Source organism: Marinomonas foliarum (assembly GCF_016906065.1).
Taxonomy (GTDB): Bacteria; Pseudomonadota; Gammaproteobacteria; order Pseudomonadales; family Marinomonadaceae; genus Marinomonas; species Marinomonas foliarum.
This window is the reverse complement of record NZ_CP070273.1, coordinates 101,820-116,534: the sequence shown is the minus strand read 5'-3', so window position 1 is coordinate 116,534 and position 14,715 is coordinate 101,820. Positions and strand designations below refer to the sequence as shown.

Annotated in this window: 13 protein-coding genes; 8 read left to right on the top strand and 5 right to left on the bottom strand. The window is 40.9% G+C overall.

What is annotated here, in order from left to right; all coding sequences use genetic code 11:
• Positions 1-11 precede the first annotated feature (11 nt).
• Together JSY38_RS00575 and JSY38_RS00570 are read right to left on the bottom strand one after the other, a co-directional pair.
• The gene (locus JSY38_RS00575) at positions 12-2,471 is read right to left on the bottom strand and encodes an ABC transporter permease (protein WP_205114746.1); all 2,460 of its coding nucleotides are present in this window, start codon (positions 2,469-2,471) and stop codon (positions 12-14) included.
• Positions 2,468-3,151, bottom strand: coding sequence for an ABC transporter ATP-binding protein (locus JSY38_RS00570; protein WP_205114745.1), 684 nt, complete (start codon positions 3,149-3,151; stop codon positions 2,468-2,470). Before JSY38_RS00570 ends, JSY38_RS00575 begins: the two co-directional genes overlap by 4 nt.
• Before the next feature lie 71 nt (positions 3,152-3,222).
• Here JSY38_RS00570 and JSY38_RS00565 point away from each other — a divergent pair, with 71 nt between their 5' ends.
• Genes JSY38_RS00565 through JSY38_RS00555 form a run of 3 tightly spaced genes read left to right on the top strand, consistent with a single transcriptional unit; the run spans position 3,223 to position 5,485 of the window.
• Positions 3,223-3,804 carry an arylesterase gene (locus tag JSY38_RS00565; RefSeq protein ID WP_239544085.1) on the top strand — a complete coding sequence of 194 codons (582 nt, stop codon included), beginning with the start codon at positions 3,223-3,225 and terminating at the stop codon, positions 3,802-3,804.
• A gap of 20 nt (positions 3,805-3,824) precedes the next feature.
• The gene (locus tag JSY38_RS00560) at positions 3,825-4,760 is read left to right on the top strand and encodes a D-2-hydroxyacid dehydrogenase (protein ID WP_205114744.1); all 936 of its coding nucleotides are present in this window, start codon (positions 3,825-3,827) and stop codon (positions 4,758-4,760) included.
• Positions 4,760-5,485: a pseudouridine synthase gene (locus JSY38_RS00555; protein ID WP_205114743.1), complete on the top strand. Its 726-nt coding sequence runs from the start codon at positions 4,760-4,762 to the stop codon at positions 5,483-5,485. Before JSY38_RS00560 ends, JSY38_RS00555 begins: the two co-directional genes overlap by 1 nt.
• Here the strand turns inward: JSY38_RS00555 and JSY38_RS00550 are convergent.
• Complete coding sequence (locus JSY38_RS00550; protein WP_114413770.1) at positions 5,448-5,999, bottom strand: GNAT family N-acetyltransferase; 552 nt, start codon at positions 5,997-5,999, stop codon at positions 5,448-5,450. The genes JSY38_RS00555 and JSY38_RS00550 overlap by 38 nt on opposite strands.
• A 142-nt stretch (positions 6,000-6,141) precedes the next feature.
• Here JSY38_RS00550 and yciH point away from each other — a divergent pair, with 142 nt between their 5' ends.
• From yciH to JSY38_RS00525, 5 genes are all read left to right on the top strand, one after another.
• Entirely contained in the window at positions 6,142-6,486 is a 345-nt protein-coding gene (gene yciH / locus JSY38_RS00545) for a stress response translation initiation inhibitor YciH (protein ID WP_205114742.1), read from the top strand.
• Between the two features lie 161 nt (positions 6,487-6,647).
• Positions 6,648-7,676 (top strand): GGDEF domain-containing protein, encoded by a 1,029-nt coding sequence (locus JSY38_RS00540; protein WP_205114740.1) that lies wholly within the window; start codon positions 6,648-6,650, stop codon positions 7,674-7,676.
• A gap of 23 nt (positions 7,677-7,699) precedes the next feature.
• Positions 7,700-8,110, top strand: coding sequence for an acyl-CoA thioesterase (locus JSY38_RS00535; RefSeq protein ID WP_114413767.1), 411 nt, complete (start codon positions 7,700-7,702; stop codon positions 8,108-8,110).
• Positions 8,111-8,168: 58 nt separating this feature from the next.
• Entirely contained in the window at positions 8,169-10,067 is a 1,899-nt protein-coding gene (locus tag JSY38_RS00530; protein ID WP_205114739.1) for an alkaline phosphatase D family protein, read from the top strand.
• Positions 10,068-10,300: 233 nt separating this feature from the next.
• On the top strand, positions 10,301-11,053 hold the full coding sequence (locus JSY38_RS00525; RefSeq protein ID WP_205114738.1) for an integrase family protein: 753 nt from the start codon (positions 10,301-10,303) through the stop codon (positions 11,051-11,053).
• 217 nt (positions 11,054-11,270) lie between these two features.
• Here the strand turns inward: JSY38_RS00525 and JSY38_RS00520 are convergent, their stop codons facing one another.
• Complete coding sequence (locus JSY38_RS00520) at positions 11,271-13,433, bottom strand: hypothetical protein (protein WP_205114737.1); 2,163 nt, start codon at positions 13,431-13,433, stop codon at positions 11,271-11,273.
• Positions 13,430-14,614 (bottom strand): hypothetical protein, encoded by a 1,185-nt coding sequence (locus JSY38_RS00515; protein ID WP_205114736.1) that lies wholly within the window; start codon positions 14,612-14,614, stop codon positions 13,430-13,432. The genes JSY38_RS00520 and JSY38_RS00515 overlap by 4 nt, the downstream gene beginning before the upstream one ends.
• Positions 14,615-14,715 lie beyond the last annotated feature (101 nt).

The following is a 14,715-nucleotide window of genomic DNA, read 5'->3' as shown; positions in this document are numbered from 1 at the left end:
AATGGTCTACATTATAACCCACGCAGTAGTAGCATGGGTGGCACTTTTAGTACTGTTCTGCTGGCAAACACGCCTATGGTTGTTATTACCAAAACACCAATAGCAGGGCCTAGTATCCATAGTAGTGGGTGAAAGCTCGCTTCAGCGTTGAATACAAATACCTGCAAGCCAAACAAACAGGTTTCTGCCCCTATGGCAGCAATCAAACCAGAAAAGAAGCCCAGAGCACCAAACTCCACGAGAAGAGCTTGTCTAACTAATGCACTTCTTGCGCCGAGAACTCGCAATAACGCACCCTCTTCGAGACGCTCTTCTAGAGTTGAGCGGACACTAGCTAACAACACCAAGGCACCAGCACTCAATATACAAAACAATACCAATTGAATTGCCTTAGAAAGCTGCCCTATGATGGCTTGTATCTGCTTTAAGATATCACCCACGTTCAAGATAGATACCGTAGGATACTGCGCCATCGCTCGATAGAAAGACTGAGCTTCGGTATCACTAACAAACAAGCTGCTAACAAAATTGGCAGGGTAATCCTCTAACGCATTTTTAGGTAGGATCAAATAGAAGTTAGGTTGCATTGATCCCCAATCAACCGTGCGAATAGATGTGATTGGCAAGGTGACGAGGTTGCCGCCAATGTTAATTGTTAACTCATCCCCAAGTGATAAACCCGCTTCTTTAGCAGCATCTTGCTCAACAGAAAGACCTTGTGCAGAAAAATCACCAGCAACCAGCTCATTACCTTGTCCAAGTGTGTCTGACCATGTCAGGTTAAGTTCGCGCTCATATAACTCTGGTTCACCTCTTTCCTCAGGATAAAGTGATTGTACTGTTTCATTATTTACTTCAGTTACACGACCTCGAACCATTGGATACCAAGCAGATGCTTGTACACCTAATTCAGATGTTTGGGCATTAATTGGCTCAATCTGGTTTGCCTGCACGTTGAATAAGTAGTGATTTGGTGCATCTTCAGGAAGTTGTTGTTGCCAATCTGCAATCAAATTTGACCTGACTCCAATAAGGATTAATGTGAGCATAATGATTAATGTGAACACCAATAGTTGGAACAGGTTTGGAACCAGTCTTCGGTATAGTGAAGCAAGGCCTATCTGCCAGCCGCTGGTGGCTCCAGACGTTAGTGATCGCCCTAATTTAAAGGCGAACCAACCAATAGAGGCGACAAGAAGCGCGATCCCTAAAATGGCCGCTGTCATGATGCTCGGTAGCAGAAAGCCGTTAGTGTATAGACACATAAGGCCAAACATGCCGATAAAGCCAATCAAGTAGATTGCAAAGGAGTTAAACTCAATTTTTGCATTAGGCTGTAACACAGATAAAGGAGATATCTTGATAAGGTGAGACATGAGAGGCAGGCAAAAAGCCACCATAGAAACTAAGCCAGTTGCCGCACCTAACCATAAACGTCCAATTGAAGGCTCAGGCAAAGCCGTCGACATTAATCCAGATAGCAGGGAAGCAATAATTTCTTGTATTCCCCACCCGATACCTAAACCGACTACAGCACCAGCAACGAATAACACAAATAGCTGTAGAAAAAATAATCGGCCTAATAGCTTAGGAGTGGCACCAAGTGTTTTTAGAATAGCTACTTGCATCAAATGGCGTTTTACAAAGCGAGAAGAAGCTAGAGCCATGGCGACACCAGACATCACAACCGCTAGCGTACCTGCAAGCAATAAAAAAGATTCAGCGCGGCCTATGGTGTCTCCGATACGTTCACCACGTTGTGTTGGGGTTCGCCAGCGCTGACCTTCGTTTAATTGTGGCGTGATCCAGTCTTCGTATTCATCTAGTGATGCCCTGTCTCCTGCAAGTAATAGAGAGTAGCGTACTCGACTGCCTGGAATGATTACATTCGTAGCGGCTAGATCAGCCATATTCATTACAGCTCGAGGTGAAATTGCAAAAGCGGAAGCGCTAGAGCCAGGGTCGCGCACTAGAAACTCGGTGACAGTTAACGCTAAGTCACCTACTTCAACCTGATCACCAAGGCTAACGTTAAGTAAGCTGGCTAAGCGTGATGATACCCATACTTCGCCTTGGTTTGGTGTCGCAGTGGAACTTTGCCCCGTACCAAAGAGCATATCATCGATTAAATAGGCGCCTCTTAGTGGATAACCATCAGTAACAGCACTTAATTGCGATAGCTGAAGCGAGTTGTCGGCAAACATCATAGTGGTAAAAGACGTTCTTTGGGCTGTCTGCAGAGTTAAATTGGATGCCTTTTTCTCCCATTCTGCTGGAATAATATCATCTGAACGGATTAGTCGGTCGGCCGCTAAAAGGTTGGCTGACTCTTTTTCAAAGGATAATTGCAAGCGATCGATAAACAAACCTATTGATGTCACCGTACTAACGGAAATAACCAAAGCCAATAGAAGTGTAAGCAGGTCGCCACTGCGAATATCTCGGAACATTAGTCGAAAGGCGAAACTCATAAGGCTTTTTCCGTTAGCTGACCTGCAGACATGACCAATTGACGATCACACATTTTGGCTAATTCATTATCATGGGTCACCATTACCAATGTCGTGCCTTGTGATTGATTAAGATCGAATAGCAATTTGATAATGAGTCTGCCGTTCTCTTCATCGAGATTGCCTGTCGGTTCATCTGCAAACAGTACCTTAGGATTTGAAGCAAAAGCACGTGCAATAGCAACACGTTGCTGCTCACCACCAGACAACTGATTTGGATAGTGCGTTAAGCGGTGTGATAAGCCCACTTTTTCTAGCAGTGATTCAGCTTTCTCTCGTGCGTCTATATCTCCCTTTAGCTCGGCGGGCAACATGACATTTTCAATAGCCTGTAAGCTTGGTAATAGGTGAAAAGACTGGAACACAAAACCAACATACTGACCACGAGCAAGAGCCCTTTCTTCCTCAGATTGATTTGAGAACTCTTGATCATATAGGAAAATATCACCGGATGTGTTGACATCTAATCCTGCCAACAAACCGAGCAAAGTTGACTTACCCGAGCCAGATGAACCGACAATGGCCACGGACTCACTTTCTATGATTTCCATATTAATTCCTTTCAATATGGTTAAATCCCCTGTATTTGACGTCACGGTATGAGTTAAATTAGATACTTTAATCGCGGTGTTTCTATCCATAGTGATTCACTCTAAAAAGGTTTGATATGTTAAAAAAACAAATAAGACAGTGGTTTACAATAGTGACGCTCATGTTCATCAGTTCGCTTGCTTCGGCTTCCACTCTACTTGTTATGGGAGATAGCCTTAGTGCGGCATATAACTTACGACAACAAGATGGCTGGGTTAGTTTACTAAAAAACCAACTTTCACAATCTCACCCAGAAATAGACATTATTAATGCCAGTGTTAGTGGTGAAACAACGCAAGGCGGCCTTTCTCGTTTCAATGATCTGCTAACAACGCATAAACCAAACTTGGTACTATTAGAGCTTGGTGCTAATGATGCTTTACGTGGTTACCCTTTAGATCAGACCACTAGAAATTTAGAAAAAATGGTTGAGCAAGCTCATGTTAACGGTGCCCTTGTGTTGTTGATTGGCAACCAAATCCCGCAAAATTATGGCAAACGCTATACAGAAATGTTCTTTAATTTATATAAGAATATCGCGACTAAGTACGATATTGCCTATATGCCATTTATGCTTGAAGGCGTTGCTCTAAATAAAGATCTAATGCAAAAAGATGGGTTACATCCGAACAAGGATGGGCAGCCCATTGTGTTACAAAATATACTGCCATATTTAAAGCCACTATTAGGCAGAGTTAAATAGATAAAAATAAGGAAAGCTCGATGAAAGCGGTTTTTTTAGATAGAGGATCATTCCCTGACCACATAAATATCCAATTACCCGTTAAAGTTATTGATGTGGTGACATATGAAAACACACCGATTGAACTAGTAGCGGAACGCATTAAAGATGCGAATATCGTGTTGACCAATAAAGTAGTGGTTGACGCCACTGCGATCAACGGTGCAGCGGATTTAAAACTCGTACAAGTAATGGCAACAGGCACAAATAATATCGATTTAGACGCCTGCAAAGACAAAAATATCAGCGTCCAAAATGTGTCTGGTTATTCGACAACCAGTGTACCAGAGCATACTTTTGCTATGCTGCTGGCATTAAGAAGAAGCTTGTTTTCCTATCTAGATGCCGTTAAAGCAGGTAGATGGTCTTCCTCTGAATACTTTTGTTTTCTTGATTATCCTATTAAAGATTTGTCTGGCTCAACTATGGCTATTTTTGGTAATGGATCATTAGGCAAAGAAGTGGCTGCTATCGCACTCGCATTTGGAATGAAAGTTGTATTTGCTGAGCGTAAAGGCGCTACAAATACAAGACCGGGCTATATCTGTTTTGAAGAGGCTTTGAAAGTAGCAGATGTTATTAATATTAATTGCCCATTAACGCCAGAAACAAAAGACTTAATCAGTGATGATGAGTTTTCGTTAATGAAGAATAGTTGCTTGTTATTAAACATCAGCCGTGGCGGTATTGTTGATGAAAGCGCATTGGTGCGTGCTTTTGAAAATAATGCGATTGCAGGTGCTGCCTTTGATGTTGCTACGCAAGAACCAATGCCTCTAGATAACCCACTTCAATCATTAAGCAAACGTCCAAACTTCTTACTGACGCCGCATGTCGCATGGGCCAGTGATGAAGCAATGCAAACCTTAGTCGATATGGCGATGGATAAAATCACTTCTTTTATAGATGAACGTTAATGACCTTAGATATTTTATTTCAAGACGAACATCTTGCTGTTGTTAATAAGCCGGCTGGCTTGCTTGTTCATCGTACAAACTTAGCCAAAGATGAAGAAGATGCGGTTGTACAAAGATTGCGTGATCAGACGGGGCAATGGGTTTTTCCTATTCATCGTCTTGATAGAGGTACTTCGGGCGTGCTGGTTATGGCATTTAGTCCTGAAATAGCAAGACGTCTTTCTGCTCAGTTTTCAGAAGCTACCACGCAAAAAACCTATCACTGCTTAGTTCGAGGGTTTTGTGATTCAGAAGGTGTGATTGACTACCCTCTCGCAAAACTCAATGAACAGAAAGGTCGCTCACGATTTAAAATTGAAGGCACTGAAAAAGAGGCTGAAACGCGCTTTGTGCGATTGCAACAATATCAAGTTCCTGTCGCGGTTAGCCGTTATGACAGTATGCGGCTCAGCTGGGTTGAAGTGATGCCAAAACAAGGTCGAAAGCATCAAATACGCCGGCATTTTAAACATCATTTGAATCCGCTTGTTGGGGATTCCTGCTATGGCTGCCGCCATATTAATAAAGTAGCTAAGGAACTTTGGTTTGACGATTTTCGATTGATGTTACATGCGTCTAGTCTAGAGTTTACTCACCCTATAAACCTTGAACGCTTAGTCATCAAGGCCCCTCTAAGCCCTGCTATTACTAACGTTCTAGATATATTATCGAGCTATCGGGTGTAGTATATAAAGGTACTATGTCTTCTGTCGTTGACCAGCGAAATACATGACTGTCATGTATTTCGCCTGCCAAATTTATCGAGTTTTCTTGGACTTCTTGTAATTCAAAGGCGCAGGATGCCAGCACTCTTATGGAAGCTTTATTGTGGTCTGCTACTTGAGCATATACCTCATTTATACCGTTGCTGGCCCATACTAGTAATAAATTTTTAAGCACATATTTGGCAATGCCTCGGTTAGTGAAGTTCTTGGAAATGCGGTAAGACACTTCCAGTGAATTTTCGTCTAGCAGCTGACCACTAAAGCGTCCTATTAAAACGTCATTTGGTAAGAATACTAAGTATTGGAATTTCTTAATGTCACTTCTGAGTAAGCGTTTAAAGTAAATTTGAGATTGTTGTCTCAATGTTTCCTGAGGAATGAATTTTGCAAACCAATTCCTGTTTCGGAACTCAAATAATAAAATGCTTCTAAGATCGTTTTCGGAGGCTTGTCGGATTTTAAGTATTGTTTTCATAGTCAGCACATATCATCAAACTCGTTTTGTTTATCTTAGTTTAGATATTGAATAAATGCTGAATATTATATTTTTATCTGATACCTGATAAATGAAATGATAAAATGTTGCTTATCAATGGCCTATGAGGGAGTGAACGAGCGTGAAAAATAGAAACTTAGTGTATTCGACAGATCAGGGTCGCCTTTGTTCTAGGTGTGAAAGCCCAATTTCAGATTGCCAATGTAAAAATGAAGCGGCAGTTGGCGACGGTAACGTTCGCATTGCTTTAGAGACAAAAGGCAGAAAAGGAAAAGGCGTTACGGTTATTACTGGTCTACCTTTAACTGAAGAAAAGTTAAAGGTGCTTGGAAAAAAGCTGAAAGCACAATGCGGAACAGGAGGTGCTGTGAAAGATGGCCATATCGAAATACAAGGTGATAACCGTCCAAAAATTAAAGAGTTGCTTGAAAAAGAAGGGTTTTCTTGTAAATTTAAGGGCGGCTAAGATAGCTATTCTTTGTTGTTAGATTTACTATGTTTCATGTTTTCAAGGGTTTGGAAACATGAATATTATTTATTTAGTCGAAGCCAGCAATGTTTATGAGTGATTTGAAAGCTCTTTATAATGCATTACTACTAATGAAATGGGACGTCTAGAGGTAGCAAATGGCAGTAGAGGTTCCGATGTTTCAACAAAACACAAAGCAAGCCAATAAGCTAATGCGTTCAGCCATTCCGCTTATGGTTAAGCTGGATATTCCTCCAACGCCATTTAATTACGGTATTTGGTACGAATACGCTTCAAATAACAACCCCAAACTGAATCAGCTAGTAGACCGTGCATTACGCCGCTTTGGCAGTCTGCCGGCATTTGTCTCAAAAGAGCTATTTACTGAATTTCTGTTACCTGAAGAATTCCAACACGCAGATGCCCAAGGTGCGCGGTTAAAAAGTCTCACAAGCAGCTTAGAAACAAATACAGCCGATATCTCTAAAGATATTAATATCTTTCATTCGAACTTACAGAAAGCCAAAGATTCTATCTATGATGCAAGTACCCCATCGCAGATTGAGCAACTTGCTTCTACTCTCGAAAAAGGTGCCTTTCAAGTCAATCAAGCAATTGAGCGGTTTGGCCGCTCTTTGGTTTCAGCTCAAGATGAACTGGCTTCACTTCGAGCAGAACTTTCTGATGTAAAAAAGAACACAGAACTCGATGTAATGACACTGTTAGCAAATGAAAAGGGATTTGAGAGAACGCTTTTTTCATTGGTTCCCTATGCTGAAGATGATTTAACTTTGCTGTTGATTGATATCGATAACCTAGCTGGTGTTAATCAGGAATATGGAAAAAAAGCTGGCACGTCTTTAATAAGATATATATCGAAAGTTCTGCTCGGTATGTTACCAGAAACTGGGTTTATTGCTCGCCTAGAAGGTGGACGATTCGCTATGCTACTCAGTGAAACGGAGCTTAGCGTAGCAGCGCAACTTGCAGAATCCATACGTCACGAGGTTTCAATCCAAAAAATTCGTTATAAAAATACCAAGGTGCTTTTGCGTCAGGTAACAGTTTCAATTGGAGTTGCTACCTTGTTTGGGGATGAAAGTCCTAAAGAGCTTGTCGATCGCTCTCAGCACTATCTAGTTTATGCAAAGCGATCAGGTAAAAACTGCATCGCGCATCACGAATAAATGATTTTGAACAAGGTATTAAAATGAAGGATCATATTGAGCAGAGAAATCGGACATATTTTGAAGTTCGTGATTATGAATGTGATATGCAAGGCATTGTTAATAATGCGGTATATCAAAACTACCTAGAGCACGCTCGACATCAGTTCATCAAAACACGGGGATTGGACTTTGCCGAGATTACCAAGCATGGCATTCATCTTGTCCTCATAAAAGCAGAATTAGAATACAAGCGCTCCTTACAAAGCAGTGATGCTTTTTATATTGAAACTAGCGTCGAACGCGTCTCCAAGCTCAAGCTTGCTTTTCTCCAAGCCGTATACAGATCTAAAGACGATCAATTAATGCTGTCGGCTAGAATGACGGTAACCTCAACAACACAAGAAGGTCGCCCGGTGATTTTTCAACAAGCTGAACTTTTGCTTGCTCACTAGCTCACAAACTTCTTAATTCTATTGAAGGTATTCCACAAGACATTGTGTAAGGGGAAATATGCAGGTATTGGCAGGTCCGCTATTACGCAGAATGACCACAGAACGACTAACTTTTTGGTTGATGACAACGGAATCAGTCACGGTTGACTTGGCGCTGTTTCAAGATAAAACGCAGCTTTTTTCTTATAAAAGCACGCAAGTTGAGGGTTCTCACACTGAATTAAAAGTGGGTGATAACCTTTATATCCAACTCCTTAATATAGCTACAGACAAAGCATTACCAACTCAATGCCCTATTCATTATGACATACGCCTTAATGATCTGGGTTGGCGTGATTGGGCTGACGACATTGTTTATCCTGGGCATTCACTCCCCTTCTTTGTGTTGCAGCCTAAGGTGAATAAAATATTGCATGGCTCTTGTCGCAAACCACATCATGCAAGTCATGATGGATTACTGAGAGTGGATTCGCTTTTGCAAAGTACTGAGCCAAAAGAATGGCCAAGCGTTTTGATGATGAGTGGCGATCAAATTTACGCTGATGATGTCGCAGTGCCAATGCTATGTGCCATTCATCAACTAATCCCACATTTAGGCATACGTGCAGAGAAACTTGATTGTATTGATATTGCTAGTTCTCATGAACTCCATACCGAATTACCTCATTATTATGCTAGAGAAACACTTCTCCCTGAAAATGATACTAATAGGGGCTTAATTGAACAGTTTTTTGGCGGTGTGCGTAAACCAGTTTTTACCACCGACACAGCTCAGAACCATTTGATTTCATTGGCCGAAATGCTTTCTATGTATGCTCTTGTCTGGTCTCCGACTGGTTGGGATATGACATTTGACAACAAGAGTTGGACTGAGCCTGCAGGTTTATCTGAGAATCAAAAAGAACGCTTTTCTGAGCAAGTTGTCATACTAAAAGAGTTTGTGAAAGGTCTGCCGAAAGTGCGTCGCTCTATGGCTCACATACCCGTTGCCATGATCTTTGATGATCATGATGTTACCGATGACTGGAATCTGACAGCAGCATGGGAAAAGACAGCCTACAACCACCCCTTTTCTACACGTATTATTGGCAACGCGCTATTTGCCTATCTGCTTTGCCAAGCTTGGGGGAATAGCCCAGAGAGCTTCTCCAAGGATCTTCTTAATAGCAGTCAAATGGCGCTGAACAAGCTTGGTGAACCAGAGCATAATGAGTTAATACAAGAGCTGCTTCACTTTTCAAAATGGAATTATACTTGGCAAACAGAACCCCCTCTTGTTGTTTTGGATACTCGAACTCAGCGCTGGCGATCTGAAAAGTCCATAGAAAAACCTTCGGGTCTTATGGATTGGGAGGCGCTCACAGATCTACAGCATCATTTAAAAGGTCTTGATGCGGTTATATTGGTATCTCCAGCCCCAATTTTTGGGGTTAAGCTTATTGAAAGTATTCAGAGAGTGTTTACTTGGTTTGGTAAACCATTAATGGTGGATGCAGAGAACTGGATGGCTCACCCTGGCTCAGCGCATGCCCTAATGAATATGTTTCGTCATACCAAAACACCAAAAAATTTCGTCATACTTTCTGGTGATGTGCATTACTCGTTCGTTTATGACATTCAGCTACGTGGCGAAAAAAGAGAGTCAGACTTGTGGCAAATAACCAGTAGTGGTTTAAAAAATGAGTTTCCTGGAAAGTTGTTAGATGTTTTTGACCGTTTGAATCGCTGGCTGTATTCACCTAGGTCCCCTCTAAACTGGTTTACTCGACGACGCAGCGTGAAAGTCATTCCACATAAACCCGAAACTGCTTCACGTGGTGAACGATTGCTAAATGGCGCAGGTGTTAGCTTAGTGTCCCTGAACGATGACGGTTCACCGAGTTCTATTATACAGATGTGTTCAGATGGTCGGGATATCCACTTTACTCTTTCTGAAAAAGAGGCCACCTGGGATTAGCTCTTTGAAACTTTAATAAACTCAAGGCGAAAAAAAAGACGTCGAAAACGTCTTTTTTTTAGAAATAATGGCGGTGAGCAAGTCCGCCATAATAGCTTCCAATAAAGTTCATTATGATATATTAAATATTTATATATCAGTAACTTATACAAAACCCTTTTCCAATAGCGTCCAGCCGGATATACTAAAATCTCACTTCTATTGATGTACTGGTTGATGTACAAGGTAATTCGATGCCAAAAATTGCAAAAGAGCTTACTGCTCTAGCTGTCTCTAAGATAAAACAAGATGGTCGTCATGCTGTTGGTGGTGTTAGTGGCTTATCTTTGAAAGTTGCTGGTAACTCCAGAAGCTGGGTTCTCAACATGCTTATGGGGACCAGAATAAACAAAGAAGGTAAAGAAGTCCCTAACCGTCTTTTTCTTGGTTTAGGCAGTTATCCTGAAGTAACACTTTCTGAAGCAAGAGATAAAGCTAGAGAGCTTCGTAATGAGATCAAAGCAGGTATCAACCCAATAGAAGCTAAGAAAGAGCGAAAAGCTGAAGTCATACGTCAACAAGGTAGAAATACCACTTTCAATGAGTGCGCTCAATTAGTTTTAAACATGAAAGAAAGAGAGCTTAAACGTATGAAAGCTCGTAAGGAACATCGAGTCCCTCTTTCTACAGGTGCCATTAAGATACTTCAAGAGCTCCCTAGGGTTGCTGGTGGCCATTTAGTCTTTCCAGGCCAACAAGGTAAACAGATGTCGGATATGACGCTCACAGCTGTTCTTAAGCGTATGGAACGTAAAGACTTAACTCAACATGGCTTTCGCTCTACTTTCAGGGATTGGGCCGGCGAAACCACCAGCTTTCCCAGAGAAGTTATTGAGCACGCTCTTGCGCATAAACTGAAGGACCAGGCCGAGGCCGCCTATCAACGTGGGGACTTGCTACAGAAAAGAAGGCTTTTGATGGAGGAATGGTTTTTAACGGCAAATTAAATTTTCAAAGACAGAGCTTACAGAGCATATTAAGGTCTGTCTAAGTAAACTGTACAATTTTACTTAGACTGGGCTGTTTAAGTTACATAAACAGCTTGTATAGTCACTTTGTCGCGACTTAAAGTCTGAAGTTATTCCTAATAATTGATAATGCATCAAGTTAGCATTGTCATATTTTTTTCTACAAAGCTTTAAAGAGTTGCATTTTGATGTTCACCTATGAATATAACTGGCGTAATAAAAACTTTACATCTACTGTCATATCATCATTGAAACACTCTGATAATTCTTTAAGATGCTCATCCAATAAATGCATTCGACCTGACCATAGTGCCATCAAAAACTCTAGCGCAGCCTCACCCTGATCGTTATTACAGTTACGAATCACAGACGCACATACGTCAGTCATTTGGCGACTGAATAAAGGATCCAATCTATAATCAAGTTCGACTGGATACGCCGCTCGTAATAATGCCGCTTGAATGATGCCGTCATTGTATCGGTCAAAGTTAGCTGGACTGATCAAAGTTGTATGGTAGGCCGAAGCAAGTCCGCCGCCTTCACTTTTAATACGCAAGTCATGAATAATACACTGCACTGTCCAATACACATCAGCCTGAGTTACTTTTTTCAAGCGCTCCTCATCGAATGCGAGTTCTGACCAAAAAGCAAATGTTCTGCGCAACTTCAATGGTTCCCCATGAACGTTACATAAAAATAGATCATCTGATGCTAATTCATCATTGACGATTTTTTGACGCCGAAAATCAAGAAGGGGCGGTAAAGAATTTTCATTGTCTCCTAGTGGATCATCCCCTCCAATAGGCCTTAGTTTCTCACGTTCCCAATCCCAAGCAGTTTTACTATATTCCTTAATACGTGGTAGAGGGCAATTATTCAAAATAATTACTTCATGACCACCCTGTTTTAGATCCTTTTCTAGTTGTGTTTTTGCTTCATTGCTCGGCAACTTTGAAAAACCTACAAAATACACGATCGAAGATAAGGAGTTGATACATCTCAATTTCCTTGATATCGATAGCAAACTTCTGCCTGAAGTCATTGCTCCCGCAATCACCAAAACGGAACCAGAATCACTTAAATCAGTATGATTAAGGTCAGTTGCTGAAAGAAAGCGCAAGTCAATCGAATTTCCCATATACCGATCGATAGCATTTTTCAATGCTATCGATCCTGGATCGTCAAGAGTAATTACCGTCTTTAAGTCTCTGGAAATGTATCTCTTTGCCGACCTTTCTAAGTTGTCAGAAAAATCTTTAGCCATATTTTCTAAAGAGGTCTTAACGTCTAAATAAAAGTGCTCTTTAGATTTGTCACTATTTACTCCTATTTGATTCCATCGTAAAACACGCATTGCAGCAAATTGCCTAAAGAACTTTTCTCTATTAGAAGAAAAATCTGTTTTTTTAATAACCAAGGGGTCATGTTTTGGGTTTTCTGGAAGAAACTGATCGCCGGCAATGCGTATCGGTTTGGATCCCTGTTTACAAAACTCACATTGAGTTGCTTTAGTGGAAACAAGACTATTTAAAACGACTCTTGAAATATCATAAATCCCCTCCTGGTGAGTAGGAAGGTTGACATGAAAGAGTGTAACGATTTGATCCTTTTGCAGGCTTGTGTTTTCAAGTAGGTTGTTTGCCAATGAACCACTCGTGGTTGCTGAAATAAATATCAAGCTAGTGCTGTCTTCAACAAAATCATAGGGATGATTCAAAGCAGCATAAGACTCAAAACTCTCAATAGCTGGAGTACCGCAATCAAAATTTGAATATAGTCGAATGGCAATACTAATTAAAAAAGATATTGAGGAAGTATCAACGTAAATGCACTTTAAATTTGGCTTCAAATATGGAAGCAGGGAAATAGCAAGAAAAGTTACTTCTGAGCTAGAAACCAATAGATTGGAAGCTCTAATAAACTTATCGCAATGGTCGCCGGATGGCTTTACAAAGTGATAAGCAGTATTGGATTCAATTAACCCACGGTGCTTTTTAAATAATTCAAGCATACCGCTCTGAAATATCATGGAAGAAAGACTTTTACCTACGGCTGTACTATCACAAAACTTAAGCTCCCCTTTTGAATCAAAGGAAAGGCAGCGTAAACGCTCATTAACATCTCCTAGGTAAGATTCGAACTCGCTAACTAGACTTTCGTTATTAATGCACTCAATGAGAGAGTAACTATGCTCTTGAGGATTAATCAGGTAAACATGCTTGGGTACTAAATTTTCTGATACATCCTGTTTTAAAATACGAGATATGGTATCAAGTCCCACCTTAGATTCGGTGAATACAGCAAGACTGCTTCTTTGAAGGTCATCTGGCTCAAAAAAACGGAAGGCAAAATAACTCATGATTTAGCCTCCAGAGGAATTAACAGAGTTATAGAGACTCCTGCACATAAAGGCATTTCAGAGATCTGACTTTCACACGATTTACCACTTTGCCAGTCGAAAAAAATACAACTATCGTTATTTATGTATGGAGAATCTATAAAATTGCGGTATACGGCTAATCGACCACTTCGAATCCTAATAAATCCCCCTAGCTTAGTTAGCCTATCCATCACAACAGGTAATCCATTACCTTTACTTTCATTCTGTGTTGATGTTTGACGAAACTGGAAGCATTGTTTAAAAATTTGATATTCGTCTTCAATTTTAAGGTCAGAAAGTGAGCTTTCTTTCTCTTGATCTGCAAGCCAGCGCCCGCAATAGCCAAGACCTGAATCAACAATACCAACTTCTACAAAGCGTTTCTTATTCTTCATGCCTTGTGCTTTTGAGGACTCACTATACTGATGTAAAGCAGGTTGTTGCATAGTGATTTTATCACTCGCTTTTTCAATTAAATTGACGCTCTGAGCATAAATAATCCGCATGCCAGGTCGTAGCCATTCACTTCGGAATACGCCCCTCGTTCCATGCTCATGTGTATTTAAGAACAATTCGAAAAAAATACGTCCGATATACTCCAATGCTTTGCCTGACAATGGATTGGCACCGCCAGTAACAGCCATTGACTTGTCAATCATAGATTTGATAACAGCAGTTATTTGCTCTGGAAGTCGAGGCTGAGGATTGCTGCCAAGTTTTTCAATATAGAAATTACGGTCAAAGGCCTTGGAGCTATGATCTACAAATGCAAACCAGCAAAGTCCTCCTCGTTGCAGACCAAACGGACTTCTCCCCTGCTGCTCAATGGCTTCTTTTGCCAACAGATTAATCTCGGGGCGCAAGTTATTTTCTGGAATTGCATCTGAGGCTATATATGTTGCACACATCGCAGCCGCGAATTTATGTGGCCTTTCATTGATGTCAGCAAGAACATCTCGCTTAGTACTTGTACGCAGCAATATATCTCTTTTTTCGCTTTTCCTCATCCAAGTGTTAGCAGCTTGGATAGCACTTGCTAGGCCACCGAATGCCAATGATGCTGTATCGACTGGCAATTGTAGTACCTGCCCTGAGTCTTCGTTTATTTTCTCGATAAACTGCTCACAAGCTTCAATAGCAGTATTTTTTGGAAAATCCATTGTACAGCTCCGTCATTTTAATTTTATTTCAAGCGAACATCATCAGATGCTTAGTGCAGCATTAACGGTATATTTCTAATAATATTTTCCAGATATCTAAT

What these genes read in the sequence shown, in the direction of transcription:
- JSY38_RS00565 (WP_239544085.1), top strand. Translation starts at nt 3,223, where the DNA reads ATGTTCATCAGTTCGCTTGCTTCGGCTTCCACTCTACTTGTTATGGGA.
- JSY38_RS00540 (WP_205114740.1), top strand. Translation starts at nt 6,648, where the DNA reads ATGGCAGTAGAGGTTCCGATGTTTCAACAAAACACAAAGCAAGCCAAT.
- JSY38_RS00520 (WP_205114737.1), bottom strand. Translation starts at nt 13,433, where the DNA reads ATGAGTTATTTTGCCTTCCGTTTTTTTGAGCCAGATGACCTTCAAAGA.
- JSY38_RS00550 (WP_114413770.1), bottom strand. Translation starts at nt 5,999, where the DNA reads ATGAAAACAATACTTAAAATCCGACAAGCCTCCGAAAACGATCTTAGA.
- JSY38_RS00530 (WP_205114739.1), top strand. Translation starts at nt 8,169, where the DNA reads ATGCAGGTATTGGCAGGTCCGCTATTACGCAGAATGACCACAGAACGA.
- JSY38_RS00570 (WP_205114745.1), bottom strand. Translation starts at nt 3,151, where the DNA reads ATGGATAGAAACACCGCGATTAAAGTATCTAATTTAACTCATACCGTG.
- JSY38_RS00515 (WP_205114736.1), bottom strand. Translation starts at nt 14,614, where the DNA reads ATGGATTTTCCAAAAAATACTGCTATTGAAGCTTGTGAGCAGTTTATC.
- JSY38_RS00535 (WP_114413767.1), top strand. Translation starts at nt 7,700, where the DNA reads ATGAAGGATCATATTGAGCAGAGAAATCGGACATATTTTGAAGTTCGT.
- JSY38_RS00525 (WP_205114738.1), top strand. Translation starts at nt 10,301, where the DNA reads ATGCCAAAAATTGCAAAAGAGCTTACTGCTCTAGCTGTCTCTAAGATA.
- JSY38_RS00555 (WP_205114743.1), top strand. Translation starts at nt 4,760, where the DNA reads ATGACCTTAGATATTTTATTTCAAGACGAACATCTTGCTGTTGTTAAT.
- JSY38_RS00560 (WP_205114744.1), top strand. Translation starts at nt 3,825, where the DNA reads ATGAAAGCGGTTTTTTTAGATAGAGGATCATTCCCTGACCACATAAAT.
- JSY38_RS00575 (WP_205114746.1), bottom strand. Translation starts at nt 2,471, where the DNA reads ATGAGTTTCGCCTTTCGACTAATGTTCCGAGATATTCGCAGTGGCGAC.